17 protein-coding genes are annotated in these 16,403 nt (G+C 61.2%); 5 read left to right on the forward strand and 12 right to left on the reverse strand.

Features of this window, described 5'->3' with window-relative positions; translation table 11 throughout:
• Nucleotides 1-27 precede the first annotated feature (27 nt).
• Nucleotides 28-687: a ribonuclease H1 domain-containing protein gene (locus CGL56_RS07075; RefSeq protein WP_099105828.1), complete on the forward strand. Its 660-nt coding sequence runs from the start codon at nt 28-30 to the stop codon at nt 685-687.
• A 3-nt stretch (nt 688-690) separates the two neighbouring features.
• On the opposite strand, the gene def is transcribed toward CGL56_RS07075, so the two are convergent.
• From def to ytxJ, 8 genes are all read right to left on the reverse strand, one after another.
• Complete coding sequence (def, locus tag CGL56_RS07080) at nt 691-1,248, reverse strand: peptide deformylase (RefSeq protein ID WP_099105829.1); 558 nt, start codon at nt 1,246-1,248, stop codon at nt 691-693.
• Nucleotides 1,249-1,293: 45 nt separating this feature from the next.
• The gene (gene ruvX / locus CGL56_RS07085) at nt 1,294-1,704 is read right to left on the reverse strand and encodes a Holliday junction resolvase RuvX (RefSeq protein ID WP_099105830.1); all 411 of its coding nucleotides are present in this window, start codon (nt 1,702-1,704) and stop codon (nt 1,294-1,296) included.
• 18 nt (nt 1,705-1,722) lie between these two features.
• Nucleotides 1,723-5,175 carry an efflux RND transporter permease subunit gene (locus tag CGL56_RS07090; protein ID WP_099105831.1) on the reverse strand — a complete coding sequence of 1,151 codons (3,453 nt, stop codon included), beginning with the start codon at nt 5,173-5,175 and terminating at the stop codon, nt 1,723-1,725.
• A complete protein-coding gene (locus CGL56_RS07095; RefSeq protein WP_099105832.1) occupies nt 5,168-6,394 on the reverse strand; it encodes an efflux RND transporter periplasmic adaptor subunit in 1,227 nt (408 codons plus the stop codon). Before CGL56_RS07095 ends, CGL56_RS07090 begins: the two co-directional genes overlap by 8 nt.
• Nucleotides 6,391-7,737 carry a TolC family protein gene (locus CGL56_RS07100; protein WP_099105833.1) on the reverse strand — a complete coding sequence of 449 codons (1,347 nt, stop codon included), beginning with the start codon at nt 7,735-7,737 and terminating at the stop codon, nt 6,391-6,393. The genes CGL56_RS07095 and CGL56_RS07100 overlap by 4 nt, the downstream gene beginning before the upstream one ends.
• A 12-nt stretch (nt 7,738-7,749) precedes the next feature.
• Nucleotides 7,750-8,355 (reverse strand): TetR/AcrR family transcriptional regulator, encoded by a 606-nt coding sequence (locus CGL56_RS07105; RefSeq protein ID WP_143470646.1) that lies wholly within the window; start codon nt 8,353-8,355, stop codon nt 7,750-7,752.
• A 234-nt stretch (nt 8,356-8,589) separates the two neighbouring features.
• Nucleotides 8,590-9,468, reverse strand: a complete 879-nt coding sequence (locus CGL56_RS07110; RefSeq protein ID WP_245184073.1) for a nucleoside phosphorylase — start codon at nt 9,466-9,468, stop codon at nt 8,590-8,592.
• On the reverse strand, nt 9,468-9,791 hold the full coding sequence (gene ytxJ / locus CGL56_RS07115) for a bacillithiol system redox-active protein YtxJ (protein ID WP_167641607.1): 324 nt from the start codon (nt 9,789-9,791) through the stop codon (nt 9,468-9,470). Before ytxJ ends, CGL56_RS07110 begins: the two co-directional genes overlap by 1 nt.
• A gap of 120 nt (nt 9,792-9,911) precedes the next feature.
• Here ytxJ and CGL56_RS07120 point away from each other — a divergent pair, with 120 nt between their 5' ends.
• Nucleotides 9,912-10,715, forward strand: a complete 804-nt coding sequence (locus CGL56_RS07120; RefSeq protein WP_099105837.1) for a pseudouridine synthase — start codon at nt 9,912-9,914, stop codon at nt 10,713-10,715.
• Nucleotides 10,716-10,727: 12 nt separating this feature from the next.
• On the opposite strand, the gene CGL56_RS07125 is transcribed toward CGL56_RS07120, so the two are convergent.
• Nucleotides 10,728-11,552, reverse strand: a complete 825-nt coding sequence (locus CGL56_RS07125) for a mechanosensitive ion channel family protein (RefSeq protein ID WP_099105838.1) — start codon at nt 11,550-11,552, stop codon at nt 10,728-10,730.
• A 159-nt stretch (nt 11,553-11,711) separates the two neighbouring features.
• On the opposite strand from CGL56_RS07125, the gene CGL56_RS07130 reads away from it, so the two are divergent.
• The 3 genes from CGL56_RS07130 to CGL56_RS07140 all read left to right on the forward strand — a co-directional run bounded on the left by CGL56_RS07130 (nt 11,712) and on the right by CGL56_RS07140 (nt 13,897).
• Complete coding sequence (locus CGL56_RS07130) at nt 11,712-12,173, forward strand: regulatory protein RecX (protein ID WP_245851937.1); 462 nt, start codon at nt 11,712-11,714, stop codon at nt 12,171-12,173.
• A 75-nt stretch (nt 12,174-12,248) separates the two neighbouring features.
• Nucleotides 12,249-13,331, forward strand: a complete 1,083-nt coding sequence (locus CGL56_RS07135; protein ID WP_099105840.1) for a DUF4837 family protein — start codon at nt 12,249-12,251, stop codon at nt 13,329-13,331.
• 44 nt (nt 13,332-13,375) lie between these two features.
• Complete coding sequence (locus tag CGL56_RS07140; RefSeq protein ID WP_099105841.1) at nt 13,376-13,897, forward strand: YfiT family bacillithiol transferase; 522 nt, start codon at nt 13,376-13,378, stop codon at nt 13,895-13,897.
• A 176-nt stretch (nt 13,898-14,073) separates the two neighbouring features.
• Here CGL56_RS07140 and leuB read toward each other — a convergent pair whose 3' ends face one another.
• From leuB to CGL56_RS18625, 3 genes are all read right to left on the reverse strand, one after another.
• Entirely contained in the window at nt 14,074-15,129 is a 1,056-nt protein-coding gene (leuB, locus tag CGL56_RS07145) for a 3-isopropylmalate dehydrogenase (protein ID WP_099105842.1), read from the reverse strand.
• Between the two features lie 11 nt (nt 15,130-15,140).
• On the reverse strand, nt 15,141-15,734 hold the full coding sequence (gene leuD / locus CGL56_RS07150; protein ID WP_099105843.1) for a 3-isopropylmalate dehydratase small subunit: 594 nt from the start codon (nt 15,732-15,734) through the stop codon (nt 15,141-15,143).
• Nucleotides 15,735-15,874: 140 nt separating this feature from the next.
• Nucleotides 15,875-16,246, reverse strand: a complete 372-nt coding sequence (locus tag CGL56_RS18625) for a four helix bundle protein (protein WP_099105844.1) — start codon at nt 16,244-16,246, stop codon at nt 15,875-15,877.
• Nucleotides 16,247-16,403: the final 157 nt, after the last annotated feature.

Genomic DNA, 16,403 nt, shown 5'->3' on the forward strand with positions numbered 1-16,403 from the left:
GTTGGCTTTGGTGTATACCTTCGCGCCATGGCGAAAAAGAAATGGTACGTGGTTTGGATGGGGCACGTCCCCGGCGTCTATACTGATTGGGACAAGGCCAAGCAGCAAATCGAGGGCTACAAAGGTGCAAAGTATAAATCATTCCCCGACCGCGCCCAGGCCGAAGCCGCCTTCCGCAACGGCTACGCCACCTACCTCAAACAGGCGATACCCCCCGCACCGGGTGCGGCACGGAACCCGCGTACGCGCCCCGCTTCTTCCGCCTTCCCTTCCTCGGATGCCATCATCGGCCGCAGTATAAGCGTCGACGCCGCCTGTTCGGGCAACCCCGGCCGGATGGAGTACCAGGGGGTCACGACCGTCGGCAAGGAACGGCTCTTTCACCGTGCTTTCCCCCTTGGCACCAACAACATCGGAGAATTCCTGGCCCTGGTCCACGCCCTGGCCTTCCTGCAAAAGCAGCAACAACCCGATCTGCCAATCTATACCGACTCCAAGATCGCCATGGGCTGGATCCGCAAGGGGAAATGCAAGACCACCCTACCCCGCAACAAGAAGACCGCCGAGCTCTACGAGCTGATCGACCGCGCCGAAGCCTGGCTGAAGGCCAACCGGATCACCAACCCCGTCCTGAAATGGAAAACGGAGGTGTGGGGAGAGATCCCCGCCGACTTCGGCAGGAAATAGCCGTTAGCCGCGCACGAACTTCATCCGGTACTTCAAGTCGATGTCGCCCTTGCGGATCTTGTCCAGCTTCCGCTTGACGAGCCGCTTCTTGAGGGGACTCAGCATCTCGGTGAACAGCACCCCCTCGATGTGGTCGTATTCGTGCTGGATCACCCGGGCGTTCATGCCGGTGAAGGTCTGGGTATGGGTCTCGAAGTTCTCGTCCTGGTAGGTCATCGTGATCTCCTCCGGGCGGTCCACGTCACCGGTCACGTCGGGGATGCTCAGGCACCCTTCGGCATAGCTGCAGTCGTCGCCCGCTTCCTCGATGATCTCGGCGTTGATGAAGACCTGCTTGATGCCCTTGTCCTCCTCCCCCTCGGGGTACATCGGGGCGCTGTCGATGATGAACAGCCGGATGCTTTTGCCGATCTGGGGAGCGGCCAGGCCTACCCCGTTGGCTTCCTCCATCGTTTCCCACATGTCGCTGATGAGCTGGGTGAGGTCCGGGTAATCCGGGCCGATGGGCTTGGCCACCTGTTTGAGGACCGGCTGTCCGTAGGCGTAGATTGGTAGTATCATGGTATTATTTGGCTCCCTGCGGGTCTAAACTGCAAAGATAAAACGTCACCCGCGGGTCTCCATGAAATCCTGGAGAATGAGGGCCGCGGCAATGCGGTCTACCCGCTGCTTGTCGCGGCGGTCCTTCTTCTTCAGCCCCATGGCCAGCATACTTTCGCGGGCCCGGCGGCTGGTGTGGAACTCGTCCTGCCGGTGCAGCTGGATATTGGGATACCGCTTACGGAACTTTCGCTCGAAGCCCAGGATCTCGGCCTGGATGGGGTTGTCCGTCCCGTCCAGTTGCAGCGACTCCCCGATCACCAGGTCGCTCACCTCCTCCGCCTGCAGGTAGGTTTCCAGCCAGTCGAAGAGGCGGTGGGTGGGCACCGTTTCCAGTCCCTGGGCGATCAGTTGCAGGGGGTCGGTGGCGGCGATGCCGCACTTCTTACTACCGTAGTCGATGGCCAGAATGCGCAAGGGAAAGGGTTTTTGGGCTTAGGTGGATTCCACTTCCAGGGCTTCGGGCGCGGGTTCCGTGTAACTGAATCTATCCACCAGCCGGCGGACGCTGCGCCGCGACTTGTACATCATCCACAACATCACCGGTACCACAACCAGGGTAAGGAAGGTAGCGAATACCAGTCCGTAGATGACGGTCCAGGCCATGGGGCCCCACAGCGCCGTGTTGTCGCCGCCAATAAAGAGGCGGCCGTCCCAGGTGGCAATGAAGCTGAAGAAGTCGAAGTTGAAGCCGACCGCCAGCGGGATGAGTCCCAGCACCGTGGTGATGGCCGTCAGGAGCACGGGCCGCAGGCGGGTGGCCCCGCCCTCGATGATGGCCTCGCGAATGTCGCTGAGCTCCAGCTCGGCGATCTTTTCCAGTCCCCGCTCTTCTACCTTTTCCTTCATCAGCAGGGTGGTATAATCGATCAGTACGATGGCGTTGTTCACCACTACCCCGGCCAGGGAGATGATGCCCACCCCGGTGAAGACCACCGAGAAGGTACCGCCGAAGAAGAAGTAGCCCAGCAATACGCCGATGGTCGACAGGATGACCGACGTAAGGATGATGAAGGGCGAGCTGATGCTGTTGAACTGGGCCACGATGATGATGAAGATCAGGAAGAGGGCGAAGACGAAGGCCCCCAACAGGAAGCCGATGTCCTCCTGCTGTTGCTGCTGTTCCCCCGTGAACTCGTAGTAGAAGCCCTGCGGCAGGTCGTAGTCCTGCAGCGCGGCGTCGATTTCGGGAATGATGTCGTTGGCCACGTAGCCGTCCAGCACGTTGGAGCTGATGGTGATCACCCGGTCCAGGTCCTTGCGCTTGATGGCGCTGTAGGTGGTGCTGTACTCCACGTTTGCCACCGTGCTAATGGGCACCTGGGTGATGCGGCCGGTGGCCGGATCGCGGAAGGTGATCCGCTGGTCGAGCAGCCGCTCCACCTGGTTGCGGTCGGCTTCATTCAGTCGCAGGTAGATGGGATATTCGTCTTCTCCCAGCTTGTAGGTGCTGATTTCCTTGCCGTATACGGAGGTACGCAGCGCCGAGGCGATCTGGTAGGTCGAAAGCCCGTAGCGGCGGGCCGCCTCCCGGTTGATTTCCACCAGCAGCTCCGGCTTGCCGAGCTTGATGTCGGCGCTGAGGGCCTCGATGCCGGGGATGCCCTGGCGGTTGATGTAGTTGATCACGTCGTCGCCGAGGGTGACGAGTTTGTCGACGTCGTTCCCCGAAATTTCAATGTTGATGGGTTTTCCGGTCGCCGGACCACTGGCGTTTTGGTCTACACTCACCTTCACGCCGGGCAGCCCCCGCACCGTCTGGCGGATTTCCTCCATGATGTCGGTGGTGCTCACGCCGTTGCGGTCGCGGAAGGGTACAAAGCTGACGGTAATCCGCGCCTTATTCGGCGTTACCCCGGGTTCCGGTGGGGCGTTGGGGTCGGAGGTGTTCTCTCCGATCTGGGTCAGCACGGCTTCCACCACCTCGTCGTAGGGTTCCAGCATGGTGAGGATGCGCTCCTCCAGAATCTTTACTACCTCGTCCGTAGCCGCGATGTCGGAACCCAGGGGCAGTTCCACGAAGGCGTTGACGTAGCGGGGGTCGGGGCTGGGAAAAAACTCCAGCTGAGGCGGCTTGATGGCGGTCAGTACCAGGGCCAGCAGCAGCAGGGCAATGGTGCCGCCGAACATCGACTTGCTGTACCGCAGGGCGAAGCCGATGAAGCGGTTGTACTTGTTCTCCATCCAGGGCAGGAAGCGGTCCTGGAACACGAAGGAGGCCGGCCGCAGCAGGAAGAAGTACACGAGGGTGACGATGGTGGCGATCACCATCAGGTTGAACAGTGAGGTGAGGCCCGCGATCAGGCCGATTACGCCCACCACCATCAGGCCCGCCGCGGTGAAGAGGGTGGTGCGCACCTTGCGGCGGCGACCGGCGGCCGTGAGGGCGCGGCGATCCACCCGCATGAAGCGGCTGGCCAGCACCGGATTGATGACCAGGGCCACGATCAGCGAACTGGTCAGTACCAGGATGAGGGTAATGGGAAAGTACTTCATGAACTCCCCTACGATTCCCGGCCAGATGGCCAGCGGGAGGAAGGCCGCCAAAGTGGTGGCCGTGGAGGCGATGATGGGCCAGGCCACTTCGCCGGCGCCGTACTTGGCGGCGCGGTCGGATACCTCGCCCAACTGCATGTATCGGTAGATGTTCTCCACGATCACGATACCGTTGTCGACCAGCAGGCCCAGGGCCAGGATCAGGGCAAACAGTACCACGATGTTGAGGGTCACCCCCGTGAGCCAGATCCAGAGGATGCCCATGAGCATCGACAGCGGAATGGCGATGCCCACGAAGAGGGCGTTGCGCAGGCCGAGGAAGAACAGCAGGACGACCACCACCAGGATGACGCCGGAGATGATGCTGTTTTCCAAATTGTCGACCTCGCTGCGGGTGTTGGTCGACTGGTCGTTGAAGTAGGTGATGCTGATGTCCGCGGGCAGCTCGGCCTTCATTTCCTCTACGGTGGCCTGGACGGCCGCGGCGGTGCTGAGGAGGTTTTCTCCCGACTTCTTGATGATGTCGAGACTGATCACCGGCAGGCCGTCGGCGCGGGCAATACTGGTGGGGTCTTCGTATCCGAAGTTCACCTCGGCGATGTCGCGGAGGTAGACCAGCCGCTGGTTCTCCCGCTTGATGACGGTATTGGCCAGGGCCTCGGCGTCCTCGAATTCACCAACGACGCGGATGGCGCGGCGGACGCCGTTGTTGACGATTTCTCCGCCGGAGAGGGTCAGGTTCTCCCCGGAGATGGTGTTTTCGATGTCGGCGAAGGTGATCTCCAGGCTTTCCATGCGGCGGGGGTCCACGGCGATCTCGATTTCCCGCTCCTGTACGCCTTTCAGGTTCACGGCACTGACGCCGTCGACTTCCTCCAGTTCATCCTCCATGAACTCCGCGTAGCGGCGCAGTTCTTCCGGGGGAAAGTCGCCGCTCACGTTGATGGTCACGATGGGCAGCTTGGAGAGGTTGATCTCGAGTACGGTGGGGTCGGTGTCCAGGTCGGTGGGCAATTCCTGCTTGGCCAGGTCGATGGCGTCCTTCACCCGGCGGGTGGCGTCGTCGATGTCCTCATCGGAGTTGAACTCCACGGTGATGACCGAGAAATCCTGGATGCTGGTAGACTGAATGGTCTTCACCCCGTCCACGCTCTGGAGCTCCTTTTCGATGGGCCGGGTCACGAGGTTCTCGATGTCGGCGGCCGAGTTGCCGAAGTAGGGCGTATTAATGTATACCTGGGGCAGTTCCACCTCCGGAAACTGTTCCTTGGGTACCTGCTCGTAGGCGAAGAGGCCGAAGATCAGGATCATGATGGCCAGCAGAAAGACGCTCGTCCCGTTGTCGACCGATAGGTTGGTGAGCCCGAAGGTTCGCTTTTGCTGATTAGCCATTGGTGCTGCTGATTTTCGCGTCGGCGGGCTGCTGGAGGGGCGACTGGCTCAGGGCAATGGGCTGGCCGTCGGTGAGCCCCCGGGCGCCGTTGGTGATGAGGCGGGCCCCAACTTCCAGGCCGCTTTCGATGATGGCCCGGTTGTTGTAGCTCTGTCCCGTGGTTACGTAGGTCTTGCGGGCCACCAGGTCGCCGTCTTCCTCTTCGGCGACGAAGACGTAGCGCTGGCCGTCAACCTCTTGCTGGATGTAGTCCTGGCTCACTACGATGATGTCGTCGGCCTGGAAGTTGAGGACTTCCACCTCCGCCAGCAGGTTGGCCTTCAGCTGGCTGATGTACTGTTGGGGCACGTCCACCTCCACCTCGAAGGTGCGGTTGGCCGGATCGACGGTGCGCCCGATGCGGGTGACCGGGGCCCGGAATTCGATGCCCAGGGCGGGTACGCGGACACCGACGTTCTCCCGAAGCTTCACTTTGCTGAGCAGCGACTCGGGCGCGTCGGCCACGATCTGCAGGTCATTGGTGCTGATGATCGACAGGATGGGGGTGCCGGGGGCGGCGGTTTCCCCCGTCCGCAGCATCACCTGGTCCACGGTGCCGGACAGTGGGGCGTAGACGTTGCGCTTATTGGCCTGGATGTCGATGGCCTTCAGCTGTTGCTGGATCCTTTCGTAGTTGTTCTTGGCCTCCAGGTACTGGAGTTCTGAGCCGATGTTCTGCTCCCAGAGTTTCTGCTGGCGTTCGTAGACCGTTTTGGCCAGGCTGGCGGCGGTTTCCAGTTCGGCGCGCTGGGTTTCGGTGCCTTCCACGTCGAGCACGGCAACCAGTTGGCCCTTCCGGATGGGGTCGCCCGCCTCGAAGTTCATCCGCAGGATGCGGCCCGGGATTTCGGGGGTGGCCATGGCGGTTTCGGCGGCCCGCACCGTGGCCTGCACCTCGGCGAAGTTGTCGAAGTTTGCCGTGCCGATGGTTTCGTAGGCAACCAGGGTGGCATTGGGGGCGAAGGAGGGGTCGACCTCGGCGAGGCGGGCCTCGAGTTCCTCGACCTCCTTGGTCAGTTCCCGCAGTTCACCGCGGCGGGTGCGCAGGGCTTCCTGCAGTTCCTCGGAGGTCTGGGGTAGGGTCTCTTCCTGGGCGCGGCCGCAGGTGCAGAGAACGATGGCAAGGCAGAGCAGGGTGGCTGCGCGCAGCATGGGGAGATTGGCTTTAAAGGTTTTCATCGGCCGAGGGCTATATAGAGGTCTTCTTTGGCGACCAGGGTGTCGTAGAGTGCGTTGAGGTAGTTGGCCTGGGCTTCGTAGAGCTGTTGCTCGGCCTGGACGACCTCGATGCTGCTGCCTACCCCTTCGCGGTATTTGATCTGGGTGGTGTCGTAGATCCGCTGGGCGAGATCCAGGTTGTCGCGGGTATTCTGGAGGCGCTCGCGGGCCGTGTTGAAGGTGCCGCGGGCGTTGCGGACCTCCAGGGCGATGCTGCGCACCAGGTCGTCGCGCTGGTTGACCACCTTTTCCTTGTCCAGGCGGGCGCGTTCCAGGCGGGCGCTGCGGCCGCCGAAATCGTAGATGGGGATGATGGCCGATACGCCCACCAGGACGGTGGGGGCCCAGAAGCCGTCGGAGAAGTTGTCGCCCTGGTACTGGTACTGGGCCGCGGCCGTGGCGTTCAGCCGGGGCAGGTAGGCGGCCTGTTGCAGTTCCACGTTCAGGTCCTGCAGGGCCAGGGTCTGATCGAGCAGGCGCACCTCACTGCGACTTTGGTAGGGGATGTTGCTGGTCAGGGCCGCGGCCTCCACTTCCAGTTCCAGCTGTTCCAGGTCGTCGGAGACCGCCAGGGGCTGGTCGTCGGGGAAATTAAGGACGAACTTCAGGGCCCGCAGGGCATTCTCCCGCTGCTGCTCCAGGTCGTTTCGGGTACTGCGCAGGTTGTTCAGGCTCAGCACCAGGCGGTCTACGTCGAGTTGTTCTACGAAGCCGGCCTCGTACTGGGCTTGGGTTTCCCGCAGCAGTTTTTCCAGGTTGCTGATGTTTTTCTCCACGATTTCCAGGTTGGTGGACAGCAGCAGTACCGGGAAATAGCTCTGGGTAACCTGGTTGCGCACCTGCCGCTGGGCTTCTTCCAGCTGGAGGTTGAAGTAGTCGCGGCTGGCGCGGGCCGCCCGCAGCCCCACAAAGTAGGAGCCGTCGAAGAGCATGCTGCTCACGTTGATCCCGCTCATGAAGTTGTTCTTCCGCTGGAAGGCGATGCCTTCGGGTGCCGGGGCATTCGGATCCGGATTCAGAGCGGCGAAGGCTTCGGGCAGCGGCAGTACCGGCACCTTGAGGTAGCGGGTAAAGTCGAGGGAGGCACTGATCTGGGGCAGGCCGGTACTGAGGCGCTCGCGGACGTTCTGCTCGGCGTCGAGGATGTCGACCCGGGCGTTGCGGATGCTGTTGGCGTTGAGGAGGGCAAAATTTACGGCCTCCTCGAGGGAGTACACCGGCGGTTCTGCGGCCTCACCCCCACCCTCCTGGGCACGTAGGCTCCCCGTAGCGAACAGGGTGAGTGCGAAAATCAGGTATTTCATGGTCTGATGTAATTAGCTGAGCTCCTCTTCCTTGAGGTATTCCTGAAGGCGATGGCGACCGGCCTCATTGACGATGCCGTAAAAGTGATAGGTGGAGTGCTGCAAGAGAATGTCCGAAAGGGGACGCTCCAGGGCGGGAAAGACCCCGCGGTCGACGACCATCATGGTCATCCCCACGTAGAGGTTGGCAATTACCTCCGGATCGATGTCCTCCCGGTACAGTCCCTCGGCCTTGCCTCGCTGCAGATTTTCCATCACCTGCCGCAGAAAATGGTGCTGGTGGGCCTCCACCTTGCCGTGGAAGATTTCGGGGTAGTACTTCCGCAGGTCGTGCATGGTGGTCGGCGACACCTTGCGCATCTGCCGGACGAAGTAGCGGCTGTTGTTGAGGAGTTCCTCGATGGCATCGGTCGATTCGGTGCGGTTGTGCTCCAGCGTCCTGACGTCCTCCTCCATCCCATGGTCCAGTACCAGTTGGATCAGCTCCTCCTTGTTGGCAACGGTCTGGTAAAGGGTCTTCTTGGAGATGCCGAGTTCCCGGGCGATATCGTCCATGCTGACGCTACGGATTCCCAGGCGCATGAAGAGGTCCCGGGCGGACTCTACAAGCTTCAACACTTCTTTATTGGTAGCATTCACGCCGGTTAAACGCTGGAAACTTTGAATGGTTGCAAAGTTTCCAGCGTACTAGGCTGCGTCCTCTCGGGGCTGAAACGGTGGTTTCAGGCTTTCCCGAACGAGTGTGGGACCCGCGCTCCGCCGCCGGAAGATTAGTCGGGGAAACGGGCTTTCCACCCAAAAGAATAGTGGTCTGCGAAGGGAAATTTTTTCCCGGAATTTTTCCTTCGGTGGCTACTTCCCCGTGAGCAGGGACAAGCCGTAGTCAATGAGTTGGTCAACGGTCCGGGCGGGCTGGCGGCTGAAGGTGCCCTGCGCCCGGTTGGCCAGAAGAGCGGAAAGGGAGGCCGAGCGGTGCCCGAGGGCGGTAGCCAGGGCGTAGATGCCGGCGGTTTCCATTTCGATGTTGGTGATGCGCAGGGAGTCGGAACGGAAGCTGCGCAGGGCCTCCAGCACGCTCCCGTTCAGTGCGGTAGGCAGCCGCAGCACCCGCCCCTGGGAGGCATAGAAACCCGAGGCGGTCATGGTGATGCCGGTGGCAATGCGGTCGGGGTCGGGGTTGACCAGGAAGTCGGGCAGCAGGGGGCGGACTACCGTGGGGGGCGTGGGCAAGGGGGTGCCGGCTTCTTCCAGGTGGCGGCTGAGAGCAGCGCTCAGTCCGCTATCCACTGCCGTGGTGGGGTAGAACGGGAGGAGGCCGTCCAGCGACAGGCTAGCGGTCGAAAGCACCACCGAATCGAGGGGGATATCAGACTGGAAAGCTCCGCTGGTGCCCAGGCGCAAAAAGGTCAGCGAGGTGGGCTTGGCGGCGATTTCCCGCCGTTTGAGGTCAATGTTGAAGAGGGCGTCCAGTTCGTTCAGGACGATGTCCACGTTATCGGTACCGATGCCGGTGGAAATTACGCTGAGGCGTTGGCCGTTGAGTTCGCCGGTGTGGGTAACGAATTCCCGGGCTTCCACCCGCAGTTCGATGCGGTCAAAGCGGCGGCTCACCTCCCCTACCCTTTCGGGGTCGCCCACCGTGATGATGGTGTCGGCGACCTGGCCCGGCAGCAAATGGAGGTGGTAAATCGACCCGTCGGGCCGCAGGATGAGTTCGGAGGCTGGAATCATCAAGACCGCTTAAGGCTAGCTACTTTTTCCTTGAGGGTGTCCTCCTGGATTTCGGAACGCCAGTAATGGGCCGCCGCTTCCCCTTCGTGCACGACGATAGCCTGGGGGCTGGCGTGCTCCACTCCGAGCCGCTCGGCAATCGCCGCCGAAAGTTCCTTGGTGTACTGTACCACCAGGCCGTAGACCTCCAGATCGTGCTTGGCGTTGGCCACCTGCTCCTGCGCCCGGGCGCTGAACGGGCAGTTGTTGCTGTGCTTGAAGATGACGATGGGTTGCTCATGGCTGGCCGCAAGGGCCGCGTCGAGGTCCGGGGGGGTATTCATGGTATGAAACATGCCTTGCAAACACCCGCCCCCGAACTCGGTTCGCCGTAGGGCAAGGGTACCCTACCGCAATTCGCCGGATATTTGTGTTTCCCAGCCCCCTGTACCTAACCATCCGTTATGAAAAGTCCCCGCCGTTTCCAACGCTCCCAGGCCCGCAACTCCGGCCGCCCCCCGGGGCTAGACCGGCCCGCCGGTGAAGTGGTGGGCATGCGGCTCAACAAGTACATCGCCCACGCCGGGGTGGCCAGCCGCCGCACGGCCGGCGACATGGTCAAGGCCGGCAAGGTGAAGGTGAACGGCGAGGTGCTCGACAACCCCGCCTACCAGATCCAGGAAGGCGACGTGGTGGAATACAACGGTGAAGTCGTCGCTCCTTCCGAGCGCTTCGTCTACCTGCTGCTGAACAAGCCGCGGAACGTGATCACCACCACCAACGACGAACACGACCGTACCACCGTGATGGACCTGCTCGACGAACCGGCCCTGAAGGGCATGCGGCTGTTCCCGGTGGGCCGCCTCGACCGCGACACCACCGGCCTGCTGCTCATCACCAACGACGGAGACGTCACCACCCGGCTCACCCACCCCCGCTTCGAAACGGCCAAGATCTACGAGGCTACCCTGGACAAGCCCTTCAATACCCTGGACCTGGCGAAGCTATCGGCCGGCTTCGACCTCGACGACGGCCCCTTCCAGGCCGACTGGGCCCGCTTCGCCCGCGAAGACGACCCCATGACGGTGAGCCTGCAAATCCACAGCGGCCGCAACCGCATCGTACGCCGGGCTTTCGAACACCTGGGCTACACGGTCGAGAAACTGGACCGCACCTACCTAGCGGGGCTGACCAAGAAGGCCCTGCCCCGGGGGTTCTACCGCTACCTGACCGAGGAGGAGGTGCGGCGGCTGAAGTATTTCAAATAGGGCCGCTGCCGGCTAGGCTACGGCGTCGGACCGCTTGATGTGGACGTCGCGCTGGGGGAAGGGAATGCTGATGCCCTCCCGGTCGAAGGCTTTTTTCACCTGTTCGTTGAGGTGGATCAGGGCGGCCCAGTAATTGGGGTTCTCGGCCCAGGCGCGGCAGGCCAGGTCAACGCTGCTGTCGTTCAGGGTGCGTACGAAAATATCGACACCGCGATCCAGGAGGATACCCGGGGTTTCCTCTACGGTTTTGGTGATGACGGCGCGGGCCTTGTCGATGTCGTCTCCGTAGCCGATGCCGAAGGTCAGGTCGAGGCGGCGCACGCCCTGGGCGGTGTAGTTTTCAATGGCGTTGCCCATCACCTTGCCATTCGGGATGATGATGAGCCGGTTGTCGACCGCATTGAGGATGGTATGGAAGACCGTAATCTCCTTCACCGTGGCCGTAAACCCGTTCGTGGCAATGACGTCGCCGACCTTGAAGGGGCGGAAGGTGAGCAGCAGGATGCCGCTGGCGAAGTGCCCCAGGTTACCCTGCAGCGCCAGGCCGACCGCCAGCGACAGGGCGGAGAGGATGGCAATGAAGGAGGTAGTTTCCACCCCGAACATCCCGGCAATGGAAAGCAACAGCAACACCTTGAGCCCGATCTTGATGAAGCTGGTCAGGAAGCCGGAAACACTGATGTCAACGTTTCGCTTGTCCATCAGGTGGTTCAGCTGACGCGCCAGCCAGTTGATCAGCCAGAAGCCGACGACCAGCAGGAAGACCGCGGCCAGTACCGTCAGGCCAATCTGTAAGAGAATGGGCTCGTAATTTTCCCAGAGTTCACGTATATCCATTGGGTTGGGGGATTTTGGCGGGCGAAGATAGGAAAGCCCGCTTCGCCCCAACCGGTTCACGGTGAGGGTGGCCTATCTGGCGGGGATTAGGGAATACCATATTCCTTCCGTATTTTTACCACAAATAGTTTCATCCTGGCTTATCCCGAAAAAAAGGTGGTGTATACGGCGGAACAGGCCCTGGAGGCCCTGCAGCACTACTGTGCCTACCAGGATCGCTGCCACCAGGAAGCCCGGGACAAGCTGTACGAACTCGGGTACGGCGGCCCACCCGCCGAGGAGATCATCGTCGAGCTGATCCGCGACAAATACCTGGACGAAGAGCGCTTCGCCCGCTCCTACGCCCGGGGGAAGTTCAAGATGAAGCGTTGGGGGCGCTACCGGATCCGCAACGAGCTCAAGCAGCGCAAAATCAGCGCCTACTGCATCAAGAAAGCGATGACGGAGATCGACGAAGCCGAGTACTACGATACCCTCTGCCGGGAACTCGAGCGCCGCAACGCCGCGGAAAAGCCCGGGCAACACCCCTACCTGCGGCGGCGGCGGCTGGCCGATTACCTGGTGAAACGCGGCTACGAGTCGGGGCTGGTCTGGCAGGCCATCAATGATCTCGAGCTCTAGGCGACAATATCCGCCGGGCCACCCGTCAAAACCCGCGGCGGTGACATCTGTTCCAAGGACAGAACCACGTAATCCATGAGCCGACGCTTTTCCCTGCTTTTTTCCCTTTCACTGCTTTTCCTGTTTTTCCTCTCCGCCTGCACGGAGGACGTACAGCGTACCCTACAGCCAACGCCCTCGGCCTTCGGTCAGATCAACAGCCTGGTAGTGATCGCCGACAGCAGTACGTGGGAGGCTGGCGTGGGCGATTCCGTGGCTTACTTCTTTGAAGCGCCCTACATCCTCCTCCCCCAGCCCGAACCCATCTTCGACGTCCGCTTCATCGAACCCGAACGGGTGGAAGCCGAGCCCACCTGGGGTCAGCTGCGCAACTACGTCGTACTGGCCGACCTCAGCGACAAGGACAGCCCCACCACCCAGATGGCCCTCCAGGACCTCAACGACGCCAAGCTGCAGGAGATCCGGGACAACGGCTTCGGTACCGCCGTGGCCAAAAACAAGTGGGCCACCGGCCAGCAACTGATCTACGTGGTAGGCACTACCCACGACCAGCTCCTCACTGGCCTCGGCCAGGCCCACCCCGGAATCGTGAACCGCCTCCAGGAAGGGGAGGACGAGCGGCTCCGGGTAACGACCTATTTCCAGGGCGTCAACCGCCGGCTCAGTGATACCATCCGCGACGAACTGGGGGTTTCCCTTGATGTGCCCGGCGGCTACACCCGGGTGCCATTGAACGCGGACGACGTAGTGTGGCTCCGCCGCGAGGTACAGGGCGCCAGCATGAACATCATGGTTACCAAGGCCCCCTACGAGGATGAATCCCAGCTGTCGAAGGAGGGCCTCAAGGCCATCCGCGACCGCATCGGCAAGGAGTACGTCAGCTCCACCATCGCGAATACCTACATGCGCATCAACGACGAGGACCTGCCCCTCTTCACCGAAGCCACCCAGCTCAACGGGGCCTTCGCCATCGAGGGCCGGGGCATCTGGGAGATTGAGAACGACTTCCTGGCCGGGCCCTTCGTGTCCTACCTGCTGAACGACACCACCAACAATCAGCTGGTCCTGGTCGACGGATTCGTCTACGCCCCCGGCCGCAAGAAGCGGGACCTTATGTCGGAGATCGTCCAGGTGCTCCGTACCGCCGAAATCATCTAGTTTAGCTTCTTTCCTTACCGGCACCGGCCACCCAAAATCAACATATGGAATCCCTGCAATACCCCATTGGCCGGCCGGCCCCACCCGTCCACGGTGACGCAGCCGCCCGCATGGAATCCGTCAAGCGCATCGGTGCCCTGCCCGAGCAACTGGAACGGCTGGCCCGGGAGCTGCACGACCGTGACCTTCTCGATACGCCCTACCGCCCCGGCGGATGGACGGCCCAGCAGGTCATCCACCACCTGGCCGACAGCCACCTGCACGCCTACCGCCGCCACAAGGTCACCTTGGTCGAAGACCACCCTACCCTGGTCCCCTACAACCAGGAGGCCTGGAGCGAGCTGCCGGACGTGATGGCCGTACCCGTACAGGCCAGCGTGGAGATGCTGAGGGGCATCCACCTCCGCCTTGCGGTGCTGCTGTCGCAGTGTACCGACGAACAGTGGGCCCGTACCGCTTACCACCCCGGCAGCGGCATTACCTACCACCTGGATACCCTGGCCGCCCACTATGCCTGGCACGGAGATCACCACCTGGGGCATTTGCGGCTGATCCTGAAAACTTAACCACTAGGAGGACTCGATATAATTAGTGGAATAAGGTCGCTTTCATTCGCAGTACACCTTGCCTGGGGCGAGATTACCCGCCATTTCTGATCGACAATATTCCTCTTCAACCATACAAAAAAGCGCCCGTTCCTTAAAGAAGAAACGGGCGCTTGCATGTGGTGGCGGGACCACTACTAGACCGCCGCGGCAATCCGGTCGCCAAACGCGCGGGTGCCGAGCTGCTCGCGCGGGCGGAGGTCTTCGGTACCTACTCCTTCGGCCAGGGTGCGGTTGACGGCCAGGCGCAGGGCGTTGGCTTCCTCCCGCAGTTCCAGGTGGTCGAGCATCATGCCGGCCGAAAGAATGGCCGCCACGGGGTTGGCGCGGTCCTGTCCGGCACCCTCCGGCCAGGAGCCGTGGATGGGTTCGAACATGCCCACGGTGGATCCCACGCTGCTGGAGGGCAGCAGTCCCAGGGAGCCGGCCAGTACACTGGAGGCGTCGGAGAGGATATCCCCGAACATATTGCTGGTCACGATGACGTCGAACTGGGCGGGGTTCAGGATCAGCTGCATGGCCGCATTGTCCACGAACATGAAGTTCAACTCCACGTCTTCGTTTTCGCGGGCCAGTTCGCGGGTGATTTCCCGCCACAGCCGGCTGCTCTCCATAACGTTGGCCTTGTCGACCAGGGTAAGCTTGCCCCGGCGGGCGCGGGCCTCGTTGAAGGCCATCTTCACGATCCGCTCGATCTCCAGCCGGGTATAGGTGCAGGTGTCGTAGGCGGTATTGCCGTCGTCCTTACGCCCCTTTTCCCCGAAGTAGATTCCGCCGGTCAGCTCCCGGACGATGAGCATATCTACCCCGCGGATCCGTTCCGGCCGCAGGGGGCTCAGGTCCACCAGTTCGTCGTAGCCGGCCACGGGGCGCAGGTTGGCAAACAGGCCAAGTTCCTTGCGCAGTTTCAGCAAACCCTGTTCAGGGCGCACCTTGGCCGAAGGGTCGTTGTCGAACCGGGGGTGTCCGATGGCGCCAAACAGCAGGGCGTCCGACCGCTTGCAGAGGGCAAGGGTTTCCTCCGGTAGCGGATCGCCGGTCTGGTCGATAGCTACCGCGCCTACGGGGGCGTAGGTATACTCGAAGTGGTGATTGAATTTCTTGCTGATGACGTCGAGAACCTTGATGGCCTCGGCGATGACTTCGGGTCCGATCCCGTCTCCGTCCAGGACGGCGATATTGAAGTTGCTCACGTTAATGGGGTCTAATGTTCTTCCCGCTGGGCTTCGAATGCCTCGATCTTCTCCCGCTGGCTGAGCAGGAAGTCGATGTCGTCGTAGCCGTTGATCAGGCAGGTCTTTTTGTATTCGTCGATGTCGAAGTGGGTGGAGGTACCCGTCTCTTCGTTGGTGAAGGTCTGGGCCTCCAGGTCGATGGTGAAGCGGGCGGCGGGATTGCCCTCAATGGTGCGGAAGATCTCGTCCAGCACCTGGGGACTCACCGTCACCGGCAGCAGCCCGTTGTTGAGGGCATTGCCCTTGAAAATGTCAGCGAAGTAGCTGGAAACCACCGCCTTGAAACCGTAGTCATAGATCGCCCAGGCGGCGTGCTCCCGGCTCGATCCGCAGCCGAAGTTGGCCCCCGCGACCAGGATCTCCCCGGAATAGGCCGGACTGTTCAGAACAAAGTCCTCCCGGGGATGATTCAGCTTGTCGTACCGCCAGTCGCGGAACAGGTTCTCCCCGAATCCCTCCCGGGTAGTCGCCTTGAGAAAGCGGGCCGGAATGATCTGGTCTGTATCCACGTCCTCGATGGGCAGCGGAACGGCGGTGGAGGTCAGTTTTTTGAAGGGTTGCATGTAGCGTTAAAATTTACAATTTACCAAGTACCATGTACAATTTGGTGTAACCTGGCAGTTCAGAAAACCGATGGCAGGTTCAAATTTTCTACTGAAGGGTCTTTAAGCACCAATCCTGACTTATCGATTCCCAGTAGACCTCAAGCAGCCTGCTCATTCGGCCTGGAAAGCTTTTTTGTAGTGGCCATGAAAATGGCGATTAGTTCCGAAGCTTCCTTTAGCAATGGTGTCACCCTGTGCGGGGCGACGTAATTCATGTGGTAAACATACCGCAACTCAGCCCGGGCTTCCCTCAGCTCTTTCAGAAGGACCTTCAATTTATGTAAAAAGTCTCGCCGGGACTCAGCAGACCGTGCTTCCGGATAGTGGAATCCGGCGTGTGTCCCCGAGCGCAGCAACTGATTTGCGACATGTTTGGCATCGTAGTATTCCTCAATGGGTAGGGCGCGGCAAAGCATGGTACAGCGTACCCCGAATTTTACCAACCGGAGCTCTAAGTCGTCAGCGTTCATTTTCCATTCATTATGGGTGCACTAACGAACTTAGGCAATTTCCCCCAATTTACAAACAAAATGTTTGCAATTCCTGGTCTGGATTGCCCTACATCGCGTTTGTGCTGGATCACAATCGGCAGCGACAATTGTAAATTGGACATGGTACCTGGTAAAT

The organism is Neolewinella marina, from assembly GCF_002631205.1.
Classification (GTDB): Bacteria; Bacteroidota; Bacteroidia; order Chitinophagales; family Saprospiraceae; genus Neolewinella; species Neolewinella marina.

What these genes read in the sequence shown, in the direction of transcription:
- CGL56_RS07075 (WP_099105828.1), top strand. Translation starts at nt 28, where the DNA reads ATGGCGAAAAAGAAATGGTACGTGGTTTGGATGGGGCACGTCCCCGGC.
- def (WP_099105829.1), bottom strand. Translation starts at nt 1,248, where the DNA reads ATGATACTACCAATCTACGCCTACGGACAGCCGGTCCTCAAACAGGTG.
- CGL56_RS07090 (WP_099105831.1), bottom strand. Translation starts at nt 5,175, where the DNA reads ATGGCTAATCAGCAAAAGCGAACCTTCGGGCTCACCAACCTATCGGTC.
- CGL56_RS07095 (WP_099105832.1), bottom strand. Translation starts at nt 6,394, where the DNA reads ATGAAAACCTTTAAAGCCAATCTCCCCATGCTGCGCGCAGCCACCCTG.
- CGL56_RS07100 (WP_099105833.1), bottom strand. Translation starts at nt 7,737, where the DNA reads ATGAAATACCTGATTTTCGCACTCACCCTGTTCGCTACGGGGAGCCTA.
- CGL56_RS07110 (WP_245184073.1), bottom strand. Translation starts at nt 9,468, where the DNA reads ATGATTCCAGCCTCCGAACTCATCCTGCGGCCCGACGGGTCGATTTAC.
- ytxJ (WP_167641607.1), bottom strand. Translation starts at nt 9,791, where the DNA reads ATGAATACCCCCCCGGACCTCGACGCGGCCCTTGCGGCCAGCCATGAG.
- CGL56_RS07120 (WP_099105837.1), top strand. Translation starts at nt 9,912, where the DNA reads ATGAAAAGTCCCCGCCGTTTCCAACGCTCCCAGGCCCGCAACTCCGGC.
- CGL56_RS07125 (WP_099105838.1), bottom strand. Translation starts at nt 11,552, where the DNA reads ATGGATATACGTGAACTCTGGGAAAATTACGAGCCCATTCTCTTACAG.
- CGL56_RS07135 (WP_099105840.1), top strand. Translation starts at nt 12,249, where the DNA reads ATGAGCCGACGCTTTTCCCTGCTTTTTTCCCTTTCACTGCTTTTCCTG.
- CGL56_RS07140 (WP_099105841.1), top strand. Translation starts at nt 13,376, where the DNA reads ATGGAATCCCTGCAATACCCCATTGGCCGGCCGGCCCCACCCGTCCAC.
- leuD (WP_099105843.1), bottom strand. Translation starts at nt 15,734, where the DNA reads ATGCAACCCTTCAAAAAACTGACCTCCACCGCCGTTCCGCTGCCCATC.
- CGL56_RS18625 (WP_099105844.1), bottom strand. Translation starts at nt 16,246, where the DNA reads ATGAACGCTGACGACTTAGAGCTCCGGTTGGTAAAATTCGGGGTACGC.